Source organism: Dyella sp. 01N36 (genome assembly GCF_056399745.1).
Map to the genome: position 1 here is coordinate 1 of NZ_JBFTRY010000078.1, position 16,021 is coordinate 16,021.

Genomic DNA, 16,021 nt, shown 5'->3' on the forward strand with positions numbered 1-16,021 from the left:
GAGCCGGTGCCCTTGAAGGTCAGCGTCACGGCACAGGTGGTGCCGGAAGGGGCGATAGTTGCGCTCTGCACGTACTTGCCCGAGTAGCTCACGCCCGGCAGGAAGCCGGTGGTGGCCGAGGCGGTGGTGACAGTCGGGCAAGAACCGGTCTGGTTGTAGTACTCAACGATCGGCGTCTTCAGGCCGTCAGCAATCGTCTGCGACTCCGAGAACTGCGACTTGGTGATGTAGTTCTGGTACTGCGGGATGGCGATGGCGGCCAGGATCGCGATGATCGCCACGACGATCATCAATTCGATCAGGGTAAAGCCCTTCTGCACGTTCTTCATGGTTGTTCCTCTGTTTTGGTTAGCTAACCGGTAATGCCCCCTGAGCCCCGGTCCCGATTCCCCCTAGGCGGGAACGGACCCCCTTACTGCGGCCTGGAACGACCAGGAAGCTCGCGGCAATTGCAGCACGTTATGTGCCACTTGTGCCACTTGGCAGGTCCCCGCTGGGTAGCGGGTGTGTGGATTGTGCATAGGGTCACGAGACCCGGCAACCTGATTGGATCAGGCTTTTTGCAGGATTGTCGAGCCCGTCTCGCTGCGGTGGATCGGCATGCTAAAGCGGGGCAGAAAGTGACGTTGCACGTCAGTTGATTTGTGAGACCCCCGTCTCAAAGTGCTCGGGATGGTCACTTCCCTTGGGTTTTGACGGGCGCTTTCTGAGGTGTTTTCGCCAACTTTCAGGCTGCCAAGGGGGCGATGAGAGCGCTACGTTCGAGGCTGGCGGTCCGACCAGCTACCTGTTCGCCTCGCTGCTGTGGCTCCCCATGCCGCACCGTGCCTTGCCTCGGACCCCCGTCGACTCGTACCGTCACCGCTTTCGCAACACCCAGGAACCCCACCCAATGAAACCCTTGTTTGTCGCGCTGGCGCTTGCGCTGGCCGGACCTTCTGCCGTGGCGGCTGAGGTCGAAAACCACGGTACCCACCCTTTCACTATCCGCGATCTGGTGATGATGGATCGCGTTGGCGATCCGCAGCTGTCGCCGGATGGTCGCCAGGCGCTCTATACCGTGCGTGCCACGGATTACGCAGCGAACAAGGGCGTCACTTCGATTTATGTGCTTGACGTGGCCAAGGGCGGCGCGCCGGTCAAGCTGGTGGAAAAAGCTTCCTCGCCGCGCTGGGCGCCCGACGGTTCGGCCATCTATTACGTTGCCGACAAGGATGGCGTCTCGCAGCTGTGGCGTCGCCCCTTGGGCGCATCGGCCACGGCAGCGCAGGTGACGCACGCGCCGATCGATGTCGACGGCTACAAGCTTTCGCCCGATGGCAAGAAAGCCTTGCTGACCTTCGGTGTGTTCACCGACTGCGCCGATCTGGCCTGCACCAAGGAGCGTCTGGACGGCCGCGCCAAGGACAAGGCCTCGGGCACGGTTTACGACAGGCTCTTCGTGCGTCACTGGGATACCTGGGCTGACGGTCGTCGCGCGCAGCTCTACATCGCCGATCTTGATCAGCCCACGGCGCAACCCATGCTGCTGACGCGTGGCATCGGTGGCGATGTGCCGAGCAAGCCGTTCGGTGATGATGGCGAGTTCAGCTTCTCGCCCGATGGCAAGACCGTGTATTTCGACGTGCGCATCGCCGGCAACAGCGAGCCGTGGTCGACCAATTTCGATGTCTATAGCGTGCCGGCCGATGGCTCCGCCGCACCGCGCAACCTCACGGCCGAGAACCTGGCGTGGGACGCGTTCCCGGTGCCGTCGCCGGATGGCAAGACGCTGTACTACCTCGCCATGAAGGTGCCGGTGTCCGAAGCCGATCGCTTCCGCATCATGGCGCTGGACCTTGCCAGCGGGCAGAAGCGCGAAGTGGCGCCGAGCTGGGATCGCTCCGCGGGTGGCATGCAGGTGTCGGCCGATGGCAAGACGCTTTATGTCACCGCCGACGACAACGGTCAGCATCCGCTGTTTGCCGTCGACGTGGCCAGCGGCAAGACCACCACGCTCGTCAGCAACGGCGAAGTGGGCGGCTATTCGCTCGGCAAGTCGTCGCTGCTCGTGCAGCGCGATGATCTGAAGCGTTCGGCGGATCTCTATGTCGCCGATCTGCAGGGCAAGGGCCTCAAGCAGATCACGCATTACAACGCCGAACAGCTCAAGAAGACCCAGATGGGCGAGCCGGAGTTCTTCACCTTCAAGGGTTGGAACAACGAATCCGTGCAGGGCTATGTGGTGAAGCCGGTGGGCTACAAGGCCGGCAAGAAGTATCCGGTGGCCTTCATCATCCATGGCGGTCCGCAGGGCGCCATGAACAACAGCTGGAGTTATCGCTGGAATCCGCAGACGTATGCGGGCCAGGGCTTTGCCGTGGTCACCATCAACTTCCATGGTTCGACGGGCTACGGCCAGGCGTTCACCGATTCGATCTCTGGCGACTGGGGCGGCAAGCCGCTGGAAGATCTCAAGGCGGGCTGGAGTGCTGCGCTGTCGAAGTACAGCTTCCTCGACGGCGATCGCGCTTGCGCGCTGGGCGCCAGCTACGGCGGCTACATGATTTACTGGATCGCCGGTGTGTGGAACCAGCCGTGGAAGTGCCTGGTGGACCATGACGGCGTGTTCGACGCGCGTGCCATGTATTACGACACCGAAGAGCTCTGGTTCGAAGAGCGCGAGAATGGCGGCACGCAGTACGAGCATCCGGAAAACTACGAGAAGTTCAACCCGGTCAACCACGTCAAGGATTGGCGCGTGCCGATGCTGGTCGTGCATTCGGCCAAGGACTTCCGTATTCCCGATACGCAGGGCCTGGGTGCCTTCACGGCGCTGCAGCGTCGCGGCATCCCGAGCAAGCTGCTGCACTTCCCGGACGAGAACCATTGGGTGCTCAAGCCGCAGAACAGCGTGCAGTGGCATGAGACGGTCAATGCGTGGCTGAAGCAGTGGACGGTTGAGCAAACCCCGGCGTCGTCTCATTGATCGGCAGCCCCCGCTGCAGCGTGCAGCGGGGGCTTTGAGCTGTTCCTGGACTTTTGACTGGCGTCGGTGTCATACGGCGACGCCGGGTCGTTCTTGGCGTCGTTTCGCCGCGATGCTCCTGATGCAGCATTGCTGAATCAGAGTTTTTCCAGCTGCCCAGTATCTGTGTTGAAGACTGGAAGTCCCTTGATGGCAAGAAGTCTGTCCGCGCCGCTCAAGTAGGTGAGTGCCCCATCGGGGGCTCTGCTCTCTCTGAACTTCGAGAGTACAAAACCCTGTTCCAGCGGTATCTCACATACGATCGCATTGAGGGCGTCTCTCTTGACGAAGTAAGCGTTATTGCCTGCGCTATTGCATCCGACAAAGGCGTAGCCCTTGGCAGATGCGAGCTGATGAAGGGCTCTGAGCGACGCGCCGAAATAGAGATTGCTGCTATGTGCCCTTGATCGTTGGAACGACTTGTCGTACGGAACGGTGATCGCCCGGTCCAACCCGAACACACTGTTGTACTCAAGGATTAATAGCGTTGGCACTAYGGCATCGATCTCGTTGAGAATCCAGTAGTCGTTCCCGTCAAGATCGATATGGAGCAGGCCAATATCGGTTGGGAGTCCGGATAATCTGAGCAATTCGTTGATGTTCTCCCTATCAATGAATGCCTCCTTGGCCGTCAGATCGTATCGCCAGTAGTACTCCGACCCGATGATCTCTTCGATGTTTTGTTTTCCTCCGTCCATGATGAGGCCGGACCAATTGTTGTTCATCATCAGGAATCGCGTGTTGGATTCGCGGTAATTCTCGACGCCAAACTCGACAAATGTTTTGGACGGAAAATCGAGGTGGGCGGTGAGCCACTGAATGATTCCGTCGTCACCCCACTGCGAGAAAATCCTGAATTCGACATCTTCCAGGCCTTGGATATTCTTCTTGGCCTTGACACTGTCGGACAGCAGCTTGCCGGTAGCCAGAAGCTGCCGTTCTGCCTCTGGCAGTACATGCCGGCGAAGCGCAGATTTTAGGCGCTTAAGTTGTATGGAAACGGGCATGGATCTCCCCGGAAGATGAGTGTTCAAGCCGACCGGAACTATCCCGGTTTGGCGGCATCGTATTGACGGCGACAGGGTAGTACGACTTCTTGGTCAGGGCGCAGGCTGGTGCGGCGGCTCGCTTTGGTCGAACAGGTGGAGCGCGGAAAGTGAGTCCTTAGAGCCATTTGCTTCGTTTGAGCACGTAATAAATACTGCCTACCAGTACCGCCACAATGCCAATGATGGCAGGGTACGCCCACGGCTTATTGAGCTCCGGCATGTGCGCGAAGTTCATGCCGTACCAACTGGTGATCAGTGTCGGTGCGGCGAGCATGGCGGCGTAGCCGGCGAGGCGTTTCATCACTTCGTTCTGGCCGAACGTAACCAGCGACAAGTTCACGTTGATGGCGGCGGCGAGCATCTCGCGCATGGCGCTGATCGACTCATTGACGCGGAACACGTGGTCGTACACGTCGCGGAAATAAGCGCGCAGTTCGTCTGGAATCAGTTGCGGATGCTGTCGCACCAGCTGGCTGATGATGTCCTGCATCGGCGCCACCGCGAGCCGCAAGGTCATCAGGTCGCGCTGCATGTCRTATAGACGACGGATTGTGCTGCGCCTGAAGGTGTCGGAGAAGATATCCTTCTCCAGCTCCTGCAGCTCCTCGCGGAAGTCGCGCACGATGGGCAGCAGGTTGTCGACGATGTAGTCGAGCACGCCATACAGACCATAGGCCGGCCCCAGCGCGAGCAGGTCCGGCGTGTGTTCGCAGTTGCGCCGGGCGGGGGCGTAGGAGAGCGAGGCGCCGTGGCGCACCGTCACCAGATAGCGTTGGCCCAGGAACACATGCGTCTCGCCAAAGGCTAGATGCCCGCTCACCAGTTGTGCTGTCTGCACTACCACGAAAAGCGAATCGCCGTAGGTTTCGATCTTGGTGCGCTGGTGTGCCGCCTGGGCATCCTCAATCGCAAGATCATGCAGGTCGAATTCCTCCTGCAGCTTGTGCAGCAGGGACTCGTCCGGCTCGTGCAAACCGACCCACACGAACGTGTCGGGCTGCTTCAGTATTTCGCTGATGTCATCGACACTGATGTCGCCGATGCGTTGCCCGTCGAAGCGGTAGGCGACGCAGTTGACGACCATCGAGGAAGCAGGGGTGAGGCCAGCGGGTTTGGCGGTGGTCATATCCATGCGCAAATGATGCGCCGGCATGGAAGACAGGGCAACGACAATGGTTCACGCCGTCGCGACGTTGGTCACCCGCTGGCTACGCATGCACCAGGCCATCATCAGCCAGATCGGCAACGCAAACAGCAGCCACGGCTGGTTCTGTTGCACCACACCGGGCAGCACATGCAGCAGGCAGGCGATCAGCACGGCGAGCAGCTGCAGCATGATCACGCCAGTGGCGAAACGCGAGGCGGCGAGGTGTTTGCGCGAACGCCACCACGCCGGCAGCAGCAGGATGGCCAGGGGATTGAACAGCAGCAGATTCGCGTTGGCCCATGCGGAGTGGTGCGTGGTAAGCGTCCACAGGATCAGCAGCGCGATGCCTACGAAGCCGGCCAGCAGCAGGTACAGCGAACCGAGCAGGGCGCCAAGGACTGGGGCAAAACGGTGGGCGGCGATCAGCAGGACAGCAAAGACCAGCCCGGCCAGGGCCAATGGGAGACGAAGATCAGGGGCGGTTGCCGGCGGTGCATCGAGACGATTGGGCGACACCACCTGTTCGCCAATGACCAGCGGTTGCGCATGGCCGTCGGTGTTCTTCACCGTGACGTGGCTGACGGCTTGCTGCAGTTCCATCGGCAGGAATGCTTCCTGCCAGGCATTGAGCGGCTGGTCGGCGTAGGGACCCAGGCCGAGATCGAGGATCAGCATCAGCCAGGCCTGCTGACTCATCAAGCGCGCGGTCTGCTGGCGAAACGTCATGCCGCCTGGGCGTGCTTCGAGCTGCGGCTTCAGGATGCCGCCGAGTGCCTTGTCGAGTGCATCGCGTACGCGGGTGGCGCAGTTGCGCACGTAGTAGTCGTAGTCGTAGCGCGCGTTCTCGGGCTGGAGGTTCCACAGCAGGTAGTCGCGCATGTCGGCCGCCTGGGCCGGGGTGAAGGCCAGGCGCTGGCGTGTCACTGAGCGACCGACTTCGGCGTAGTAGTGCTGGTCGACGTCGGAGGGCGCGGCGTCCATCAGGTAGTGCATCTGGCCCTGCGCGAAATGCAGCAGGAAGCCGCTTTCGTCGAAGTCGAACACGCCGTAGTTGAAGGTCACCGCTTCGCCGCTCACGCTGTCGCGCAGCTCGATGGCGTCGTGTCCGAAGCGTTCCCAGTAGGTGTCGCCGGGACCATAGGTGATCAGCGACACTTCCAGGTTGCTGCCCGGCGCATTGGCCACGCCGGCACGCGCGTGCGAGGGCCACAGCAGCAGGCAGCACAGCACCAGGCTGGCTACGCTGGCGATAAAAGGACTCAGGCGCGGCGAGGCCGGCGTCCCAGCACGACGCTGCACGTTCAGCTTTCCTGCTGGCGGGTCACGCGGAACGCCTGCACGCGGCGATCGTCCGCTTCGGTGACGTGGAACAGATAGTCGCCAATGGCGATTTCCTCGCCCACTTCCGGCAGATGGCCGAATTCGGAGGTGCACATGCCGCCCACCGTGTCGAACTCCTCGTCGGAGAAGTTGGCGCCGGTCTGTTCGTTGAAATCCGCGATCGGCGTGAGCGCGCTGACCACCCAGCCGCCGCCCGATTGCTCGTGCATCAGCGTGGGTTCTTCTTCATCGTCGTGCTCGTCGTCGATCTCGCCGACGATTTGCTCAAGCACATCTTCGATGGTGATCAGGCCGGCGACGCCGCCGTATTCGTCCACCACCAGCGCCATGTGGTTGCGCGTGTGGCGAAACTCCGCCAGCAGCACGTTGAGGCGCATGGATTCGGGAATAAGCACCGCCGGACGCAGCACGCTGGCGATGTCGAAATGATCGCCATTGCCAACGAAACGCAGCAGGTCTTTGGCGAGCAGGATGCCGAGGATGTCGTCCTTGTCTTCGCCGTGCACGGGGAAGCGCGAGTGGCCGGATTCGACCACGGTGTCGAGGATCTCGCGCAGCGGCGCTTCGGCCGAGAGCATCACGATCTGCGTGCGCGGGATCATGACGTCATCCACGCTGAGCTCGGTGACCTTGATCGCACCCTCGACCATGGTCAGGGTGTCGATCGACATCAGGCCGTTGGCCTGGGCGGTGCGCAGCTCGTCGATGAGCTCTTTGCGGTTGCGCGGCTCGCCGGAAAACAGATGGCCCAGTCGATCCCACCAACTACGGTTGGCCGGGCCGCTGGTACTGCCAGGGTCCTCGTTCATTACTCGTGCGGATGCAGCCCGAATCCGGGCGGAATGGCCAGTCTAGCGGAAAATTCGTGACGATTCAGGAACAAGGCAGGGGAGGGGTCCGATACAGCAAGGGCGGCCCCGCCCAGGCCGTGAGGAATTCATCGGGCGCTGGCCGCCCCCGCCGGTGGCGACGGCGCCCTGGCGACCCCGGCCGTCTGCCCGACACGGCCATTCCAGCCGCCGCCCAGGGCCTTATAGAGGTTCACCTGGTTCACCGCCTGGTCGAGCTGCAGGCCGACCAGCTTTTGCTGGGCGGCATAGAGCGAGCGCTGAGCATCCTGGGTGGCGATGTAATCGTCCATGCCCTCCTTGAAGCGGACCTGCGAAATGCCATAGACGCGTTGCGACTGGTCGACCAGCTCCTGCTGGGCCTTGAGCTCGGGCACGATGTGGTCGCGCACGGCCAGCGCGTCGGCCACTTCGCGGAAGGCCTGCTGGACGGTGCCCTCGTAGGCGGCCGTGGCGCCGGTGTAGCGGGCCTTGCTCGCAGAGAGCTCATTCTTGTTCTTGCCCCAGTCCAGCAGCGGCATGGCTGCCGAAGCACCGGCGTTCCACGCCAGCGAGCCGGCCGAAAACAGGTTGGAGAGGCCACCGCTCAAGGCGCCCAGCGCGGCAGTGAGTGCAATGTTCGGGAAGAAGGCCGCACGGGCGCGGCCGATGTCGGCATTGGCCGCACGAAGGCGATCCTCGGCAGCCACGATGTCGGGACGGCGATCGAGCAAGGACGAGGGTAGGCCTGCCGGTACGTTGGTCAACAGAGGCGCCTGCCACTGGCTCGGTGTGCCGTAACCCGCCGGCAACGGCTGGCCGATCAGCACCGTAATGCCATTGATGTCCTTGGCGATGCGGGTCTGTACGTCTTCCACGTCCACCTGGGCGGCGCTTACCTGGGTCTGGGAGCGACGCATGTCGAACTCCGACACGCCACCGTCCCTGAAGGCGTTCTGCATCACCTGCGCGTGTTGCTGCTGCGCGGCGAGCGTCTGTTGGGCCAATTGCAGCAGCGCGCGATCGGCGTTGAGTGCCAGATAGGCGTCGGCGACCTCGCCGATCACGGCGATGCGGGCGGCCTGGTAGTCGGCGGCGCTGGCCTCGGCCAGCTTGCCCGACTCATGTGCAATGGCGCGTTGGTGGCCGAAGAAATCGAGTTCGTAATTGGTCATGCCGGCCTGCGCCTGGAAGGTATTGAACGAGGCGGCGGTGGTTCGGTTGTTCTGGATCGGGCCCAGCAGTCCGTTGCTCGGTTGTTGGGTCATTCCGGGCAGACGCTGGCGTCCGGCGTAGCCCTGCAGATCGATTTCGGGAAACAGATTCGCACGCGCCACGCCATAGCCCGCGCGTGCCTCGGCCATATTGGCGGCGGCGATGCGCAGGTCGCGATTGTTGTCCAGCGCAATTTCGATCAAGCGCTGCAGTACCGGGTCCTTGAAGAAGTCACGCCATTCCAGTTCGGGCATCGCCGGCGCTGGCGCTGGTGCGGGCGTTGTCGCGGCCTGGGTGGGCCTTGCCTGTTCGGGATAACGGTTGGGGACTGGCATGGTCGGGCGCTGATAAGTGGGCTCCATCGTGCAGGCGGCCAGCAGGCACGTCGTAAGCGATACAGCGGCAATCAAGGGCTTCATGGGTATCTCCGGATTCAGCGCGGCGGAATGGGCAGGCCGGCGAGACGCGCCAGGCGCAGGAAGGCACGCAGCGGCCGCGCCTTGATGGCGATGTTGTGCGGCGCCTGGCTGAAGATCAGTTCGATCAATCGATGCCGCAATGCTTCATTGGTTTCAAAGTGCACACACAGTCGCCGCTTGCTGTGGCGAGCGACTCGTGCCGGTACCCAGCCCACCTCGGGAACCAGGACGCGCAGCCGCTCGCCGCGGGCAGGCATGCCAGGGCCGCGACGCAGGGCAGCGCCGCTGAGCGAGATGTCGATGAATTGGCTGCTCTCCTCCTGCGCACCGACACGCCAGCGTGCGGTGCGGCTGAAGGGAAACCGTTCCTCCTGGCGCAGTCGCGGAAGGTCCACGCAGGCCATGATGGCAGCCAGGTTGAGCACCAGGGCAATCAGCGTCCAGCCAAGGTTGAACACCGTGCCCGCACTCATGTCGGCCTTCATGATGGTGTTGGCCGCGCCGGCCTGGAGGAGGAGCATCAGCGCGATGAAGAATCCGGCGAGTCTCCAGTGCACCACGACCTTGCTGCGATCCAGTCCTTTGGCGGTGACCTTGAACGGACGTCCAAACGGACGGAAGCAGGCCGAGATGATGGTTCGGGTCACGGCGTAGGCCGCCACCAGCTGCGTCACCTCGGTGAAGATGGGCAGCGTCCTGCGTTCGGTGATCCACGGACCGTAGAACCAGAAGCCGATCAGGGCCGGCAATCCGTAGTACAGGAATCGCTCAGGGGAGGTGTAAAACGCGGCGATGCCGAAGTACCAGTACAACACCGGCGCCACCAGCATCATCAGCAGGAACGGTTTGCCGATCCAGTGCAGCATGCCGTGGATGTAATGCAGGCGGTCGATCAGTTTGTAGCCCGAGCCGCGCAAGGGGCCGTCCTTGAGCAAGGCCACCTGCATGGTGCCAAGGCACCAGCGGCCGCGCTGGTTGATGTACTCCACCAGTCCCTCGGCCGACAGTCCCACCGAAAGGCGTTCGTTGAGCCATCGCGTGATATAGCCGCTTCGTCGCAGCAGATAGGTGGTGTGGATGTCTTCGCACACGCTGTCGGTCGGAAAGCCGCCGGCGTCCGTGATCGCCTTGCGCGAAATCACGAACGAAGTGCCCACGCAGAACGCCGAGTCCCACGCGTCGCGCGAAGGCTGGAACACGTCGAAGAACACGCGTTGCTCGTCCACCCAGCTATCCGTCGCACCCAGATTGTGCTGGATCGGATCGGCGTTGTAGTAGAACTGTGGCGTCTGCACGAGCGCCACTTTGGGATCGGCGAACAGGCCGAGTATGCGGTAGAGGATGTTTTTCTGCGCCGCAAAGTCGGCGTCCAGCACCAGGATGTAGGGTGCATTGGTGTGGTCGGCGGAGAGCCGCAGGCCGTTGTTGAGGTTGCCCGCTTTGGCGTGGCGGTTGTCGGGCCGACGGGCGTAGTTCACGCCAAGCTCGGCGCAACGGTCGCGCAGCCAGTCGCGGCGCGTATCGTCCAATACCCATACGGCGACCTTCGGATAATCGATCGCCTTGGCGGCGACGATGGTCTTTTCCAGGATCTGCCAGTCTTCGTTATAGGTGGCAATGAAGACGTCGACTGCGGGCACGTTCGCACCCGCTGCACGCAGGCGCTTTTCGCCGGCATCGGCCTGCGGGCGGTTGTCGCGCCGACGCACCATCACGGCGATGGCCGCCAGGGTGTACACGATGGAGACCATCTCGAATGCGTAGAACACGTAGGACCACACGCTGGCAACACCATGCGTGGCATCCGGCAGCGTGTCGGCGCTGCGCCAGAGCGCGTATCGCAGCAGTAGACCGCCGGACAGCAATCCGAACAGCAGGCGGTCGAACGGGCGATGCGGATTGGCAAAGCGTGCCATCCCCGCACCCAGCAGCACGGTTAGTCCAATCACCTCGAGCATGGACATGTCGTCGAAGGGAAAACTCATGGCGCCTGCTCCGCGTGGCGAATCGTGCGACCGACCAGGGGATTCCAGCCCTTGGCCGCCAGGGCCGTCCAGGCCGTCGCGCCGAGATGGGGCTGGTGGTAGTAGAAAAAGTCGGCGTAGGTGGAAGTTGGGCCAATCGCAAAGTCGGTGGCGATGCGCGGTTGCGGCGTGGCGTAGAGCATGCCGCTGGCGCTGCGCTGTGCGGTCAGCAGCTGCCACAGCGTGTCGGGTACCGGTTTGCCGCTCGCCTGTAACGTCGTGGCGACCTGCGCCGTTCCCTCGGTCCATACGCCATCAGGCTGGCGGCGATACCCGTAGCCGTCGCCGCTGCGATGTTGCGACTCGATCCAGGGCCACACCTGGTTCCAGTCAGCAGGGTGCGAATCGAAAGCGAGCAAGGGCCACACCTGCGCATCGAGGCCTGATTTGTCACGGGAAAGCGTCTTGCCGTCGTCGAGGGTTCCCACGAAAAACCGATGTTGGGTCGGGTCCCACATCGACTTCACAAAGTCGCCGGCAACCCTGGCCTGTTGTGCCAGCGCGGCATCGCCCGTCTCGCGTCCGGCCCATGTCGCAGCCGCATAGACGTCCAGATTGTGTTCCGTCGCTTTCCAGTGCTGCGGGCGCTGGGCGTTGTCGTAGCCGAACAGTCCGCCTTCGTATGCGGCGGGCGCCGTGCCCAGGGTGTGGGCCTGTATCCAGTGCAGCTGGGCTACGGCGCCATCCAGGTAGCGTCGGTCGTGACTGCTGTCATAGACGGTCAGCAGCAATAGCGATGCCCACGCCGCATTACCGGTGGCCGTGCCCACCTGGTAAGGATCCTGACTCCAATAGTTGCCCTTGCTCTCCCAGTAGCCGGGCAACTCCACCTTGTCGCCCGCGATCGCACCGCTGCGATAGGCGTTGCGAAGACGGCCATCCTTGAACGTGGGGTCATGCGATGCGGCGATCAGCAGTGCGTCCGCGATGCGTTTGGCCTGCGCTGTGTCGCCACAGGCGGTTAGGGCGATGCCGGCCAGCGCGTTGTCGTAGACGAAGGCGACATTCTCGAGCGCCCTCACCGATCCGGGTTGCAGATTGGGGTAGCTCGGCAACAGCATCGGCCCTTGCCCGGGAGTGGCTGCGGCCGCCGAGCGCAGCACCGAGCACGTGCTGTCGGCAAGTTGTTGCTGGGTCACGCCCGTCGACAGTGCGGGACTGGATGCCATCACGGCCAGCAGCAGCCCGATGCCGGAGATGTAAGGTCGTCGTATCAACATGCCGGCCTCCAAGGATGAGGTCAACGCAGGCTCGCCGTGACGCTGCGTCCCGGGGTGCACGCCGGTATGCCGGCATTGGCGCCGTCTTGCGTGTCCCACTGGGCGAGCGCGTAGACCGAGCCATCTTCGGCATACGGGAAGGGGGCGCTGTAGCCGTTCTGCAGCGCTTCGTTMGCGGTGGGCAGGATTTGCGAGATGTGCGCATCGTGTGATCGACCTGAAGGTTCGATCTGCACGCGCAACTTCGTGCCCACGTTCAGTCGTCCAGCCATCCGGGCCGGGAAGACAGCAACCACGTCGGTCTTGCTGCAATCGGAGGCACGTACCAGGGTTGCTCCGGCCGTCACCTGGGTGCCGACGGGTGCCACGATGTCTTGCGCCGCACCGTTGCCGAAGGCTTTCACCGCGTAATCGGAGAGCGCTTGCACGCGATCCTGTTCGTGGTTGACCAGGTTGTTGAGGTCGCTCATCTGCTTGTTCAGTGCGTCCAGCTGGGCCTGCTCACCGGTGATGCTGCTCTGCAGGTCGGCGCGCCTCTGCGAAAGCTGGGTCAGTTGGTCGTTGCTGCTCTGACCCGAAGCAACATAGATGCCGCGTTGTGCGGCGGCGATGCTGGCGCCCATGCCGTTGGCGCTTTTGTCCAGTGCATCGGCTTCATTGCGGGCAGCGTCCGCCTCGGCGCGCGCCGCCGACACGGTGGCCGCGCTCACGGCGCCATCGCGCTGCAAGGTCATCGCACGCTGGTATTTGCTGTCCAGCTCTTCCAGCTTGGCCGAGGCTGCATCCTGCTGCGCCTGCAGCGACGCGTAGTTGTTCTTCAGCTGCGACACATTGGCGTTCTGATACTGGTCGTACTGGTGGTTGACGTACTCGAGCATGCGTTGATCCGCCTGGATGCGATGGTCGAGATCATCGAGTCGGCTCTGCAGATCGAGTCGCTGGGTCAGCAAAGTAGTCAGCGAATCGCGTGCCACGGTGTTGTTCTTGATGACGGCAATCGTCTGGCCCGGTTCGATCGGCTGCCCGATCTGTGCATGCAGTTCACTGACGGTGCCGCTGATGGGCGTGGTGATAAGCATGGCGGGGGCGTTGAGCACGGCGCGCGTGGCGCGGTTCGAAAGCCAGGGCTCGAGCAGCGTGGAGATCAGCAGCCATGCGATGAAACCCAGCAGTCCATAGCCAGCCAGGCGTGGCACGATCGCGAGCGAGGACTTGCGTGTAGGTGCCAGTTCTCTGGATGGTGCAGCGGCGGTATGGGGAAAGCGTTCGGTGGGCAGGAGGTCGGTCTTCAAAACATTCGCCTTTGGCAAGTGACGTCACGCAGACGCCTGCACCCGTGCGCCGAAGCGGGGCGGAAATAGGCACATCTCGCGGAGATGGCGGCCAGTGAATTGAAGTCCGGAGGAAGGGTGGCTTACGTGCCGCGACGTCGGATGACGTTTCCTCGTTGATGCGATGCGTCACTTACCGGACCCGGAAAGGAATAGTGCCTTGGCGATGAACCTCGCCTGTCTTCGACCGGGAAAACGCTCAGGAACAGTTAGATATCAGTTCAAAAAATGAATACGCGTCACTCGCGCAGGACGCACGATTGACATCAAGCTGACGCATTGCAGCAGGGTATGAGATGGATCGATGACAGCGATCAACCAGTTGCGCGCTGTTTTTCGCGTGCTGGTTTTGATGAGCGCGAGTTTGTAGCGCAAAAGCCTGCGAAGCGGATGGCGCCGTCAGTCGTCGACGGCGTAGGGATCGTCGATGCCGAGTCCTGCCAGGATGCGCGTTTCGAGCGCTTCCATCTGTTCGGCTTCCTGGTCGTCGATATGGTCGTAACCGATGAGATGAAGCACGCCATGCACCGTCATATGCGCCCAATGGTGGCGCGATGGTTTGCCTTGCTCCGCCGCCTCGCGCGCCACGACCGGTGCGCAGATCACCAGGTCGCCGATAAGCGGCAGGTTGACGCCGGGTGGAAGCTCCACCGGGAAGGACAGGACGTTGGTCGCGTAATCCTTGCCACGATAGTCGCGGTTGAGTGTGCGTCCTTCCTTGCTGTCCACGATGCGGATCGAAAGCTCGGTGGTCTTGCGCCGCTTCGCGCCGCGCAGCGCTGCTTCGACCCACTGGCGAAAGCTTGCCGCCGCCGGCACGCCTTTGCGCGATGCGGCGTAGCCCACAGAAACGGTTACGGCAGCGCTCATCGCGGCGGCTCTTCGGACGTCTGCTCGAACGCCTCGTACGCACGCACGATCTTCGCCACCAGCGGGTGGCGCACCACGTCGCGCGAGGTGAAGAAGGTGAAGCTGATGCCGTCCACGCCGCGCAGCACTTCCACCGCATGGCGCAGGCCCGAGCGCACGTGGCGGGGCAGGTCGACCTGGCTCACATCGCCCGTAATCACTGCCACCGAGCCGAAGCCGATGCGCGTCAGGAACATCTTCATCTGCTCGACGGTGGTGTTCTGCGCTTCATCGAGAATGACGTACGAATCGTTGAGCGTACGGCCGCGCATATAGGCCAACGGCGCGATCTCGATCACGTTGCGCTCGATCAGCTTGGCGACTTTTTCGAAGCCCAGCATTTCGTACAGCGCGTCGTAGAGCGGTCGCAGGTACGGGTCGACTTTCTGCGAAAGATCGCCGGGCAGGAAGCCGAGCTTTTCACCCGMTTCCACCGCCGGGCGCACCAGCAACAGGCGCTGCACGCGATTGGCCTCGAGTGCTTCGACCGCGCTGGCGACGGCGAGATAGGTCTTGCCGGTACCGGCCKGGCCCACGCCGAAGCTGATGTCGTGGGTGGTGATCGCATGCAGGTAGCGCGCCTGGTTGGGGCCGCGGCCCTTGATCACACCGCGCTTCACCCGGATGGTGACTTCCTGCGTGCCGTCGGTATCGTTGACGATGGCTTCGATGCCCGAGTCGGCCAGCTGCAGATTGATCTTCGCGCCGTTCAGCGATTCGTTTTCGGTCGTGAGGTAAAGCGCTTGCAGCACTTTTTCCGCCGCGCGCGACGCGGCTTCCTCGCCGATCACCTGGAACAGCGCGCCGCGATGATTGATCTCCACGCCCAGGCGAAGCTCGATCTGGCGCAGATGCTCATCGAAGGGACCGCAGAGATTGGAGAGCCGTGCGTTGTCTTCCGGCTCGAGGGAAAAGTCGCGTTGATGGAGGCCGTTGGTCATCGGTATGCGTCAGAGAGGGCGGTGCATCACGTAGACATCGGTCGGGCCATGTGCGGCATGGCGGAATGCGCCCGGCACCTGCCCAACGATGCGGAAGCCGTGGCGCTGCCATAGGCGCACCGCGGAGGTATTGGTTGAGACCACAAAGTTGAACTGCATCGCGGTGAAGCCCGCGTCGCGGGCCAGCGCCATGGAATGTTCGCACATGACCGAGGCGATGCCCTGGCCGCGCACGGCGGGTGACACCATGTAGCCGGCGTTGGCCACGTGGTCGCCCAGGCCCGGCTGGTTGGCGCGAAGCATGTAGCAACCCAGCACCAGTTTTTCGCGTTCGGCGATAAAGCAGCGCGTGGGCGGCGAAGTCCACCAGTCGCGCGCCTGTTCGAAGCTCAGGTCGGGCGGGTAACTGTAGGTGTCGCCCGCGGCCACCACGCTGCGGAACAGCGGCCAGACCAGGGTGAACTCGTCGGCGCCGATTTCCCGGATCGAGATGGGCGCCGTCACGAGGCCAGCGCGATGTCTTCTTCGGCGAGCTTGACGCGGCCGCGCAGCGAGTTGCTCATCGCCTCGGTGATCACCACGTCCACGAAC

Annotated in this window: 13 protein-coding genes; 1 reads left to right on the forward strand and 12 read right to left on the reverse strand. The window is 62.8% G+C overall.

Going from position 1 to position 16,021, the window contains the following annotated elements; translation table 11 throughout:
- On the reverse strand, positions 1–329 hold a 329-nt coding region (locus AC1DMG_RS13260), incomplete at its 3' end, for a pilin (RefSeq protein ID WP_477180604.1).
- 563 nt (positions 330–892) lie between these two features.
- Here AC1DMG_RS13260 and AC1DMG_RS13265 point away from each other — a divergent pair.
- Positions 893–2,968, forward strand: a complete 2,076-nt coding sequence (locus AC1DMG_RS13265; protein WP_477177972.1) for a dipeptidyl-peptidase 5 — start codon at positions 893–895, stop codon at positions 2,966–2,968.
- Positions 2,969–3,105: 137 nt separating this feature from the next.
- Here the strand turns inward: AC1DMG_RS13265 and AC1DMG_RS13270 are convergent, their stop codons facing one another.
- The 11 genes from AC1DMG_RS13270 to AC1DMG_RS13320 all read right to left on the reverse strand — a co-directional run bounded on the left by AC1DMG_RS13270 (position 3,106) and on the right by AC1DMG_RS13320 (position 15,934).
- Complete coding sequence (locus AC1DMG_RS13270; protein ID WP_477180605.1) at positions 3,106–4,014, reverse strand: hypothetical protein; 909 nt, start codon at positions 4,012–4,014, stop codon at positions 3,106–3,108.
- A 157-nt stretch (positions 4,015–4,171) separates the two neighbouring features.
- Positions 4,172–5,188, reverse strand: coding sequence for a magnesium/cobalt transporter CorA (gene corA, locus AC1DMG_RS13275; protein ID WP_477177974.1), 1,017 nt, complete (start codon positions 5,186–5,188; stop codon positions 4,172–4,174).
- Between the two features lie 45 nt (positions 5,189–5,233).
- A complete protein-coding gene (locus tag AC1DMG_RS13280) occupies positions 5,234–6,466 on the reverse strand; it encodes a lipoprotein N-acyltransferase Lnb domain-containing protein (RefSeq protein ID WP_477180608.1) in 1,233 nt (410 codons plus the stop codon).
- 38 nt (positions 6,467–6,504) lie between these two features.
- The gene (locus tag AC1DMG_RS13285; RefSeq protein WP_477177976.1) at positions 6,505–7,353 is read right to left on the reverse strand and encodes an HlyC/CorC family transporter; all 849 of its coding nucleotides are present in this window, start codon (positions 7,351–7,353) and stop codon (positions 6,505–6,507) included.
- A 128-nt stretch (positions 7,354–7,481) separates the two neighbouring features.
- On the reverse strand, positions 7,482–9,005 hold the full coding sequence (locus AC1DMG_RS13290) for an efflux transporter outer membrane subunit (RefSeq protein ID WP_477177977.1): 1,524 nt from the start codon (positions 9,003–9,005) through the stop codon (positions 7,482–7,484).
- 14 nt (positions 9,006–9,019) lie between these two features.
- Positions 9,020–10,990, reverse strand: coding sequence for a glycosyltransferase family 2 protein (locus AC1DMG_RS13295; RefSeq protein ID WP_477177978.1), 1,971 nt, complete (start codon positions 10,988–10,990; stop codon positions 9,020–9,022).
- Complete coding sequence (locus AC1DMG_RS13300; RefSeq protein ID WP_477180606.1) at positions 10,987–12,249, reverse strand: hypothetical protein; 1,263 nt, start codon at positions 12,247–12,249, stop codon at positions 10,987–10,989. Before AC1DMG_RS13300 ends, AC1DMG_RS13295 begins: the two co-directional genes overlap by 4 nt.
- A gap of 20 nt (positions 12,250–12,269) precedes the next feature.
- Positions 12,270–13,541: an HlyD family secretion protein gene (locus tag AC1DMG_RS13305; RefSeq protein ID WP_477177980.1), complete on the reverse strand. Its 1,272-nt coding sequence runs from the start codon at positions 13,539–13,541 to the stop codon at positions 12,270–12,272.
- Positions 13,542–13,979: 438 nt separating this feature from the next.
- Positions 13,980–14,450: an rRNA maturation RNase YbeY gene (gene ybeY / locus AC1DMG_RS13310; protein WP_477177981.1), complete on the reverse strand. Its 471-nt coding sequence runs from the start codon at positions 14,448–14,450 to the stop codon at positions 13,980–13,982.
- Positions 14,447–15,430, reverse strand: coding sequence for a PhoH family protein (locus AC1DMG_RS13315; RefSeq protein ID WP_477180607.1), 984 nt, complete (start codon positions 15,428–15,430; stop codon positions 14,447–14,449). Before AC1DMG_RS13315 ends, ybeY begins: the two co-directional genes overlap by 4 nt.
- A 9-nt stretch (positions 15,431–15,439) precedes the next feature.
- A complete protein-coding gene (locus AC1DMG_RS13320; RefSeq protein ID WP_121878238.1) occupies positions 15,440–15,934 on the reverse strand; it encodes a GNAT family N-acetyltransferase in 495 nt (164 codons plus the stop codon).
- Between the last annotated feature and the right edge of the window lie 87 nt (positions 15,935–16,021).

Coding starts and splice junctions, on each gene's coding strand:
- ybeY (WP_477177981.1), bottom strand. CDS start 14,450: ATGAGCGCTGCCGTAACCGTTTCTGTGGGCTACGCCGCATCGCGCAAA.
- AC1DMG_RS13300 (WP_477180606.1), bottom strand. CDS start 12,249: ATGTTGATACGACGACCTTACATCTCCGGCATCGGGCTGCTGCTGGCC.
- AC1DMG_RS13285 (WP_477177976.1), bottom strand. CDS start 7,353: ATGAACGAGGACCCTGGCAGTACCAGCGGCCCGGCCAACCGTAGTTGG.
- AC1DMG_RS13290 (WP_477177977.1), bottom strand. CDS start 9,005: ATGAAGCCCTTGATTGCCGCTGTATCGCTTACGACGTGCCTGCTGGCC.
- AC1DMG_RS13295 (WP_477177978.1), bottom strand. CDS start 10,990: ATGAGTTTTCCCTTCGACGACATGTCCATGCTCGAGGTGATTGGACTA.
- AC1DMG_RS13265 (WP_477177972.1), top strand. CDS start 893: ATGAAACCCTTGTTTGTCGCGCTGGCGCTTGCGCTGGCCGGACCTTCT.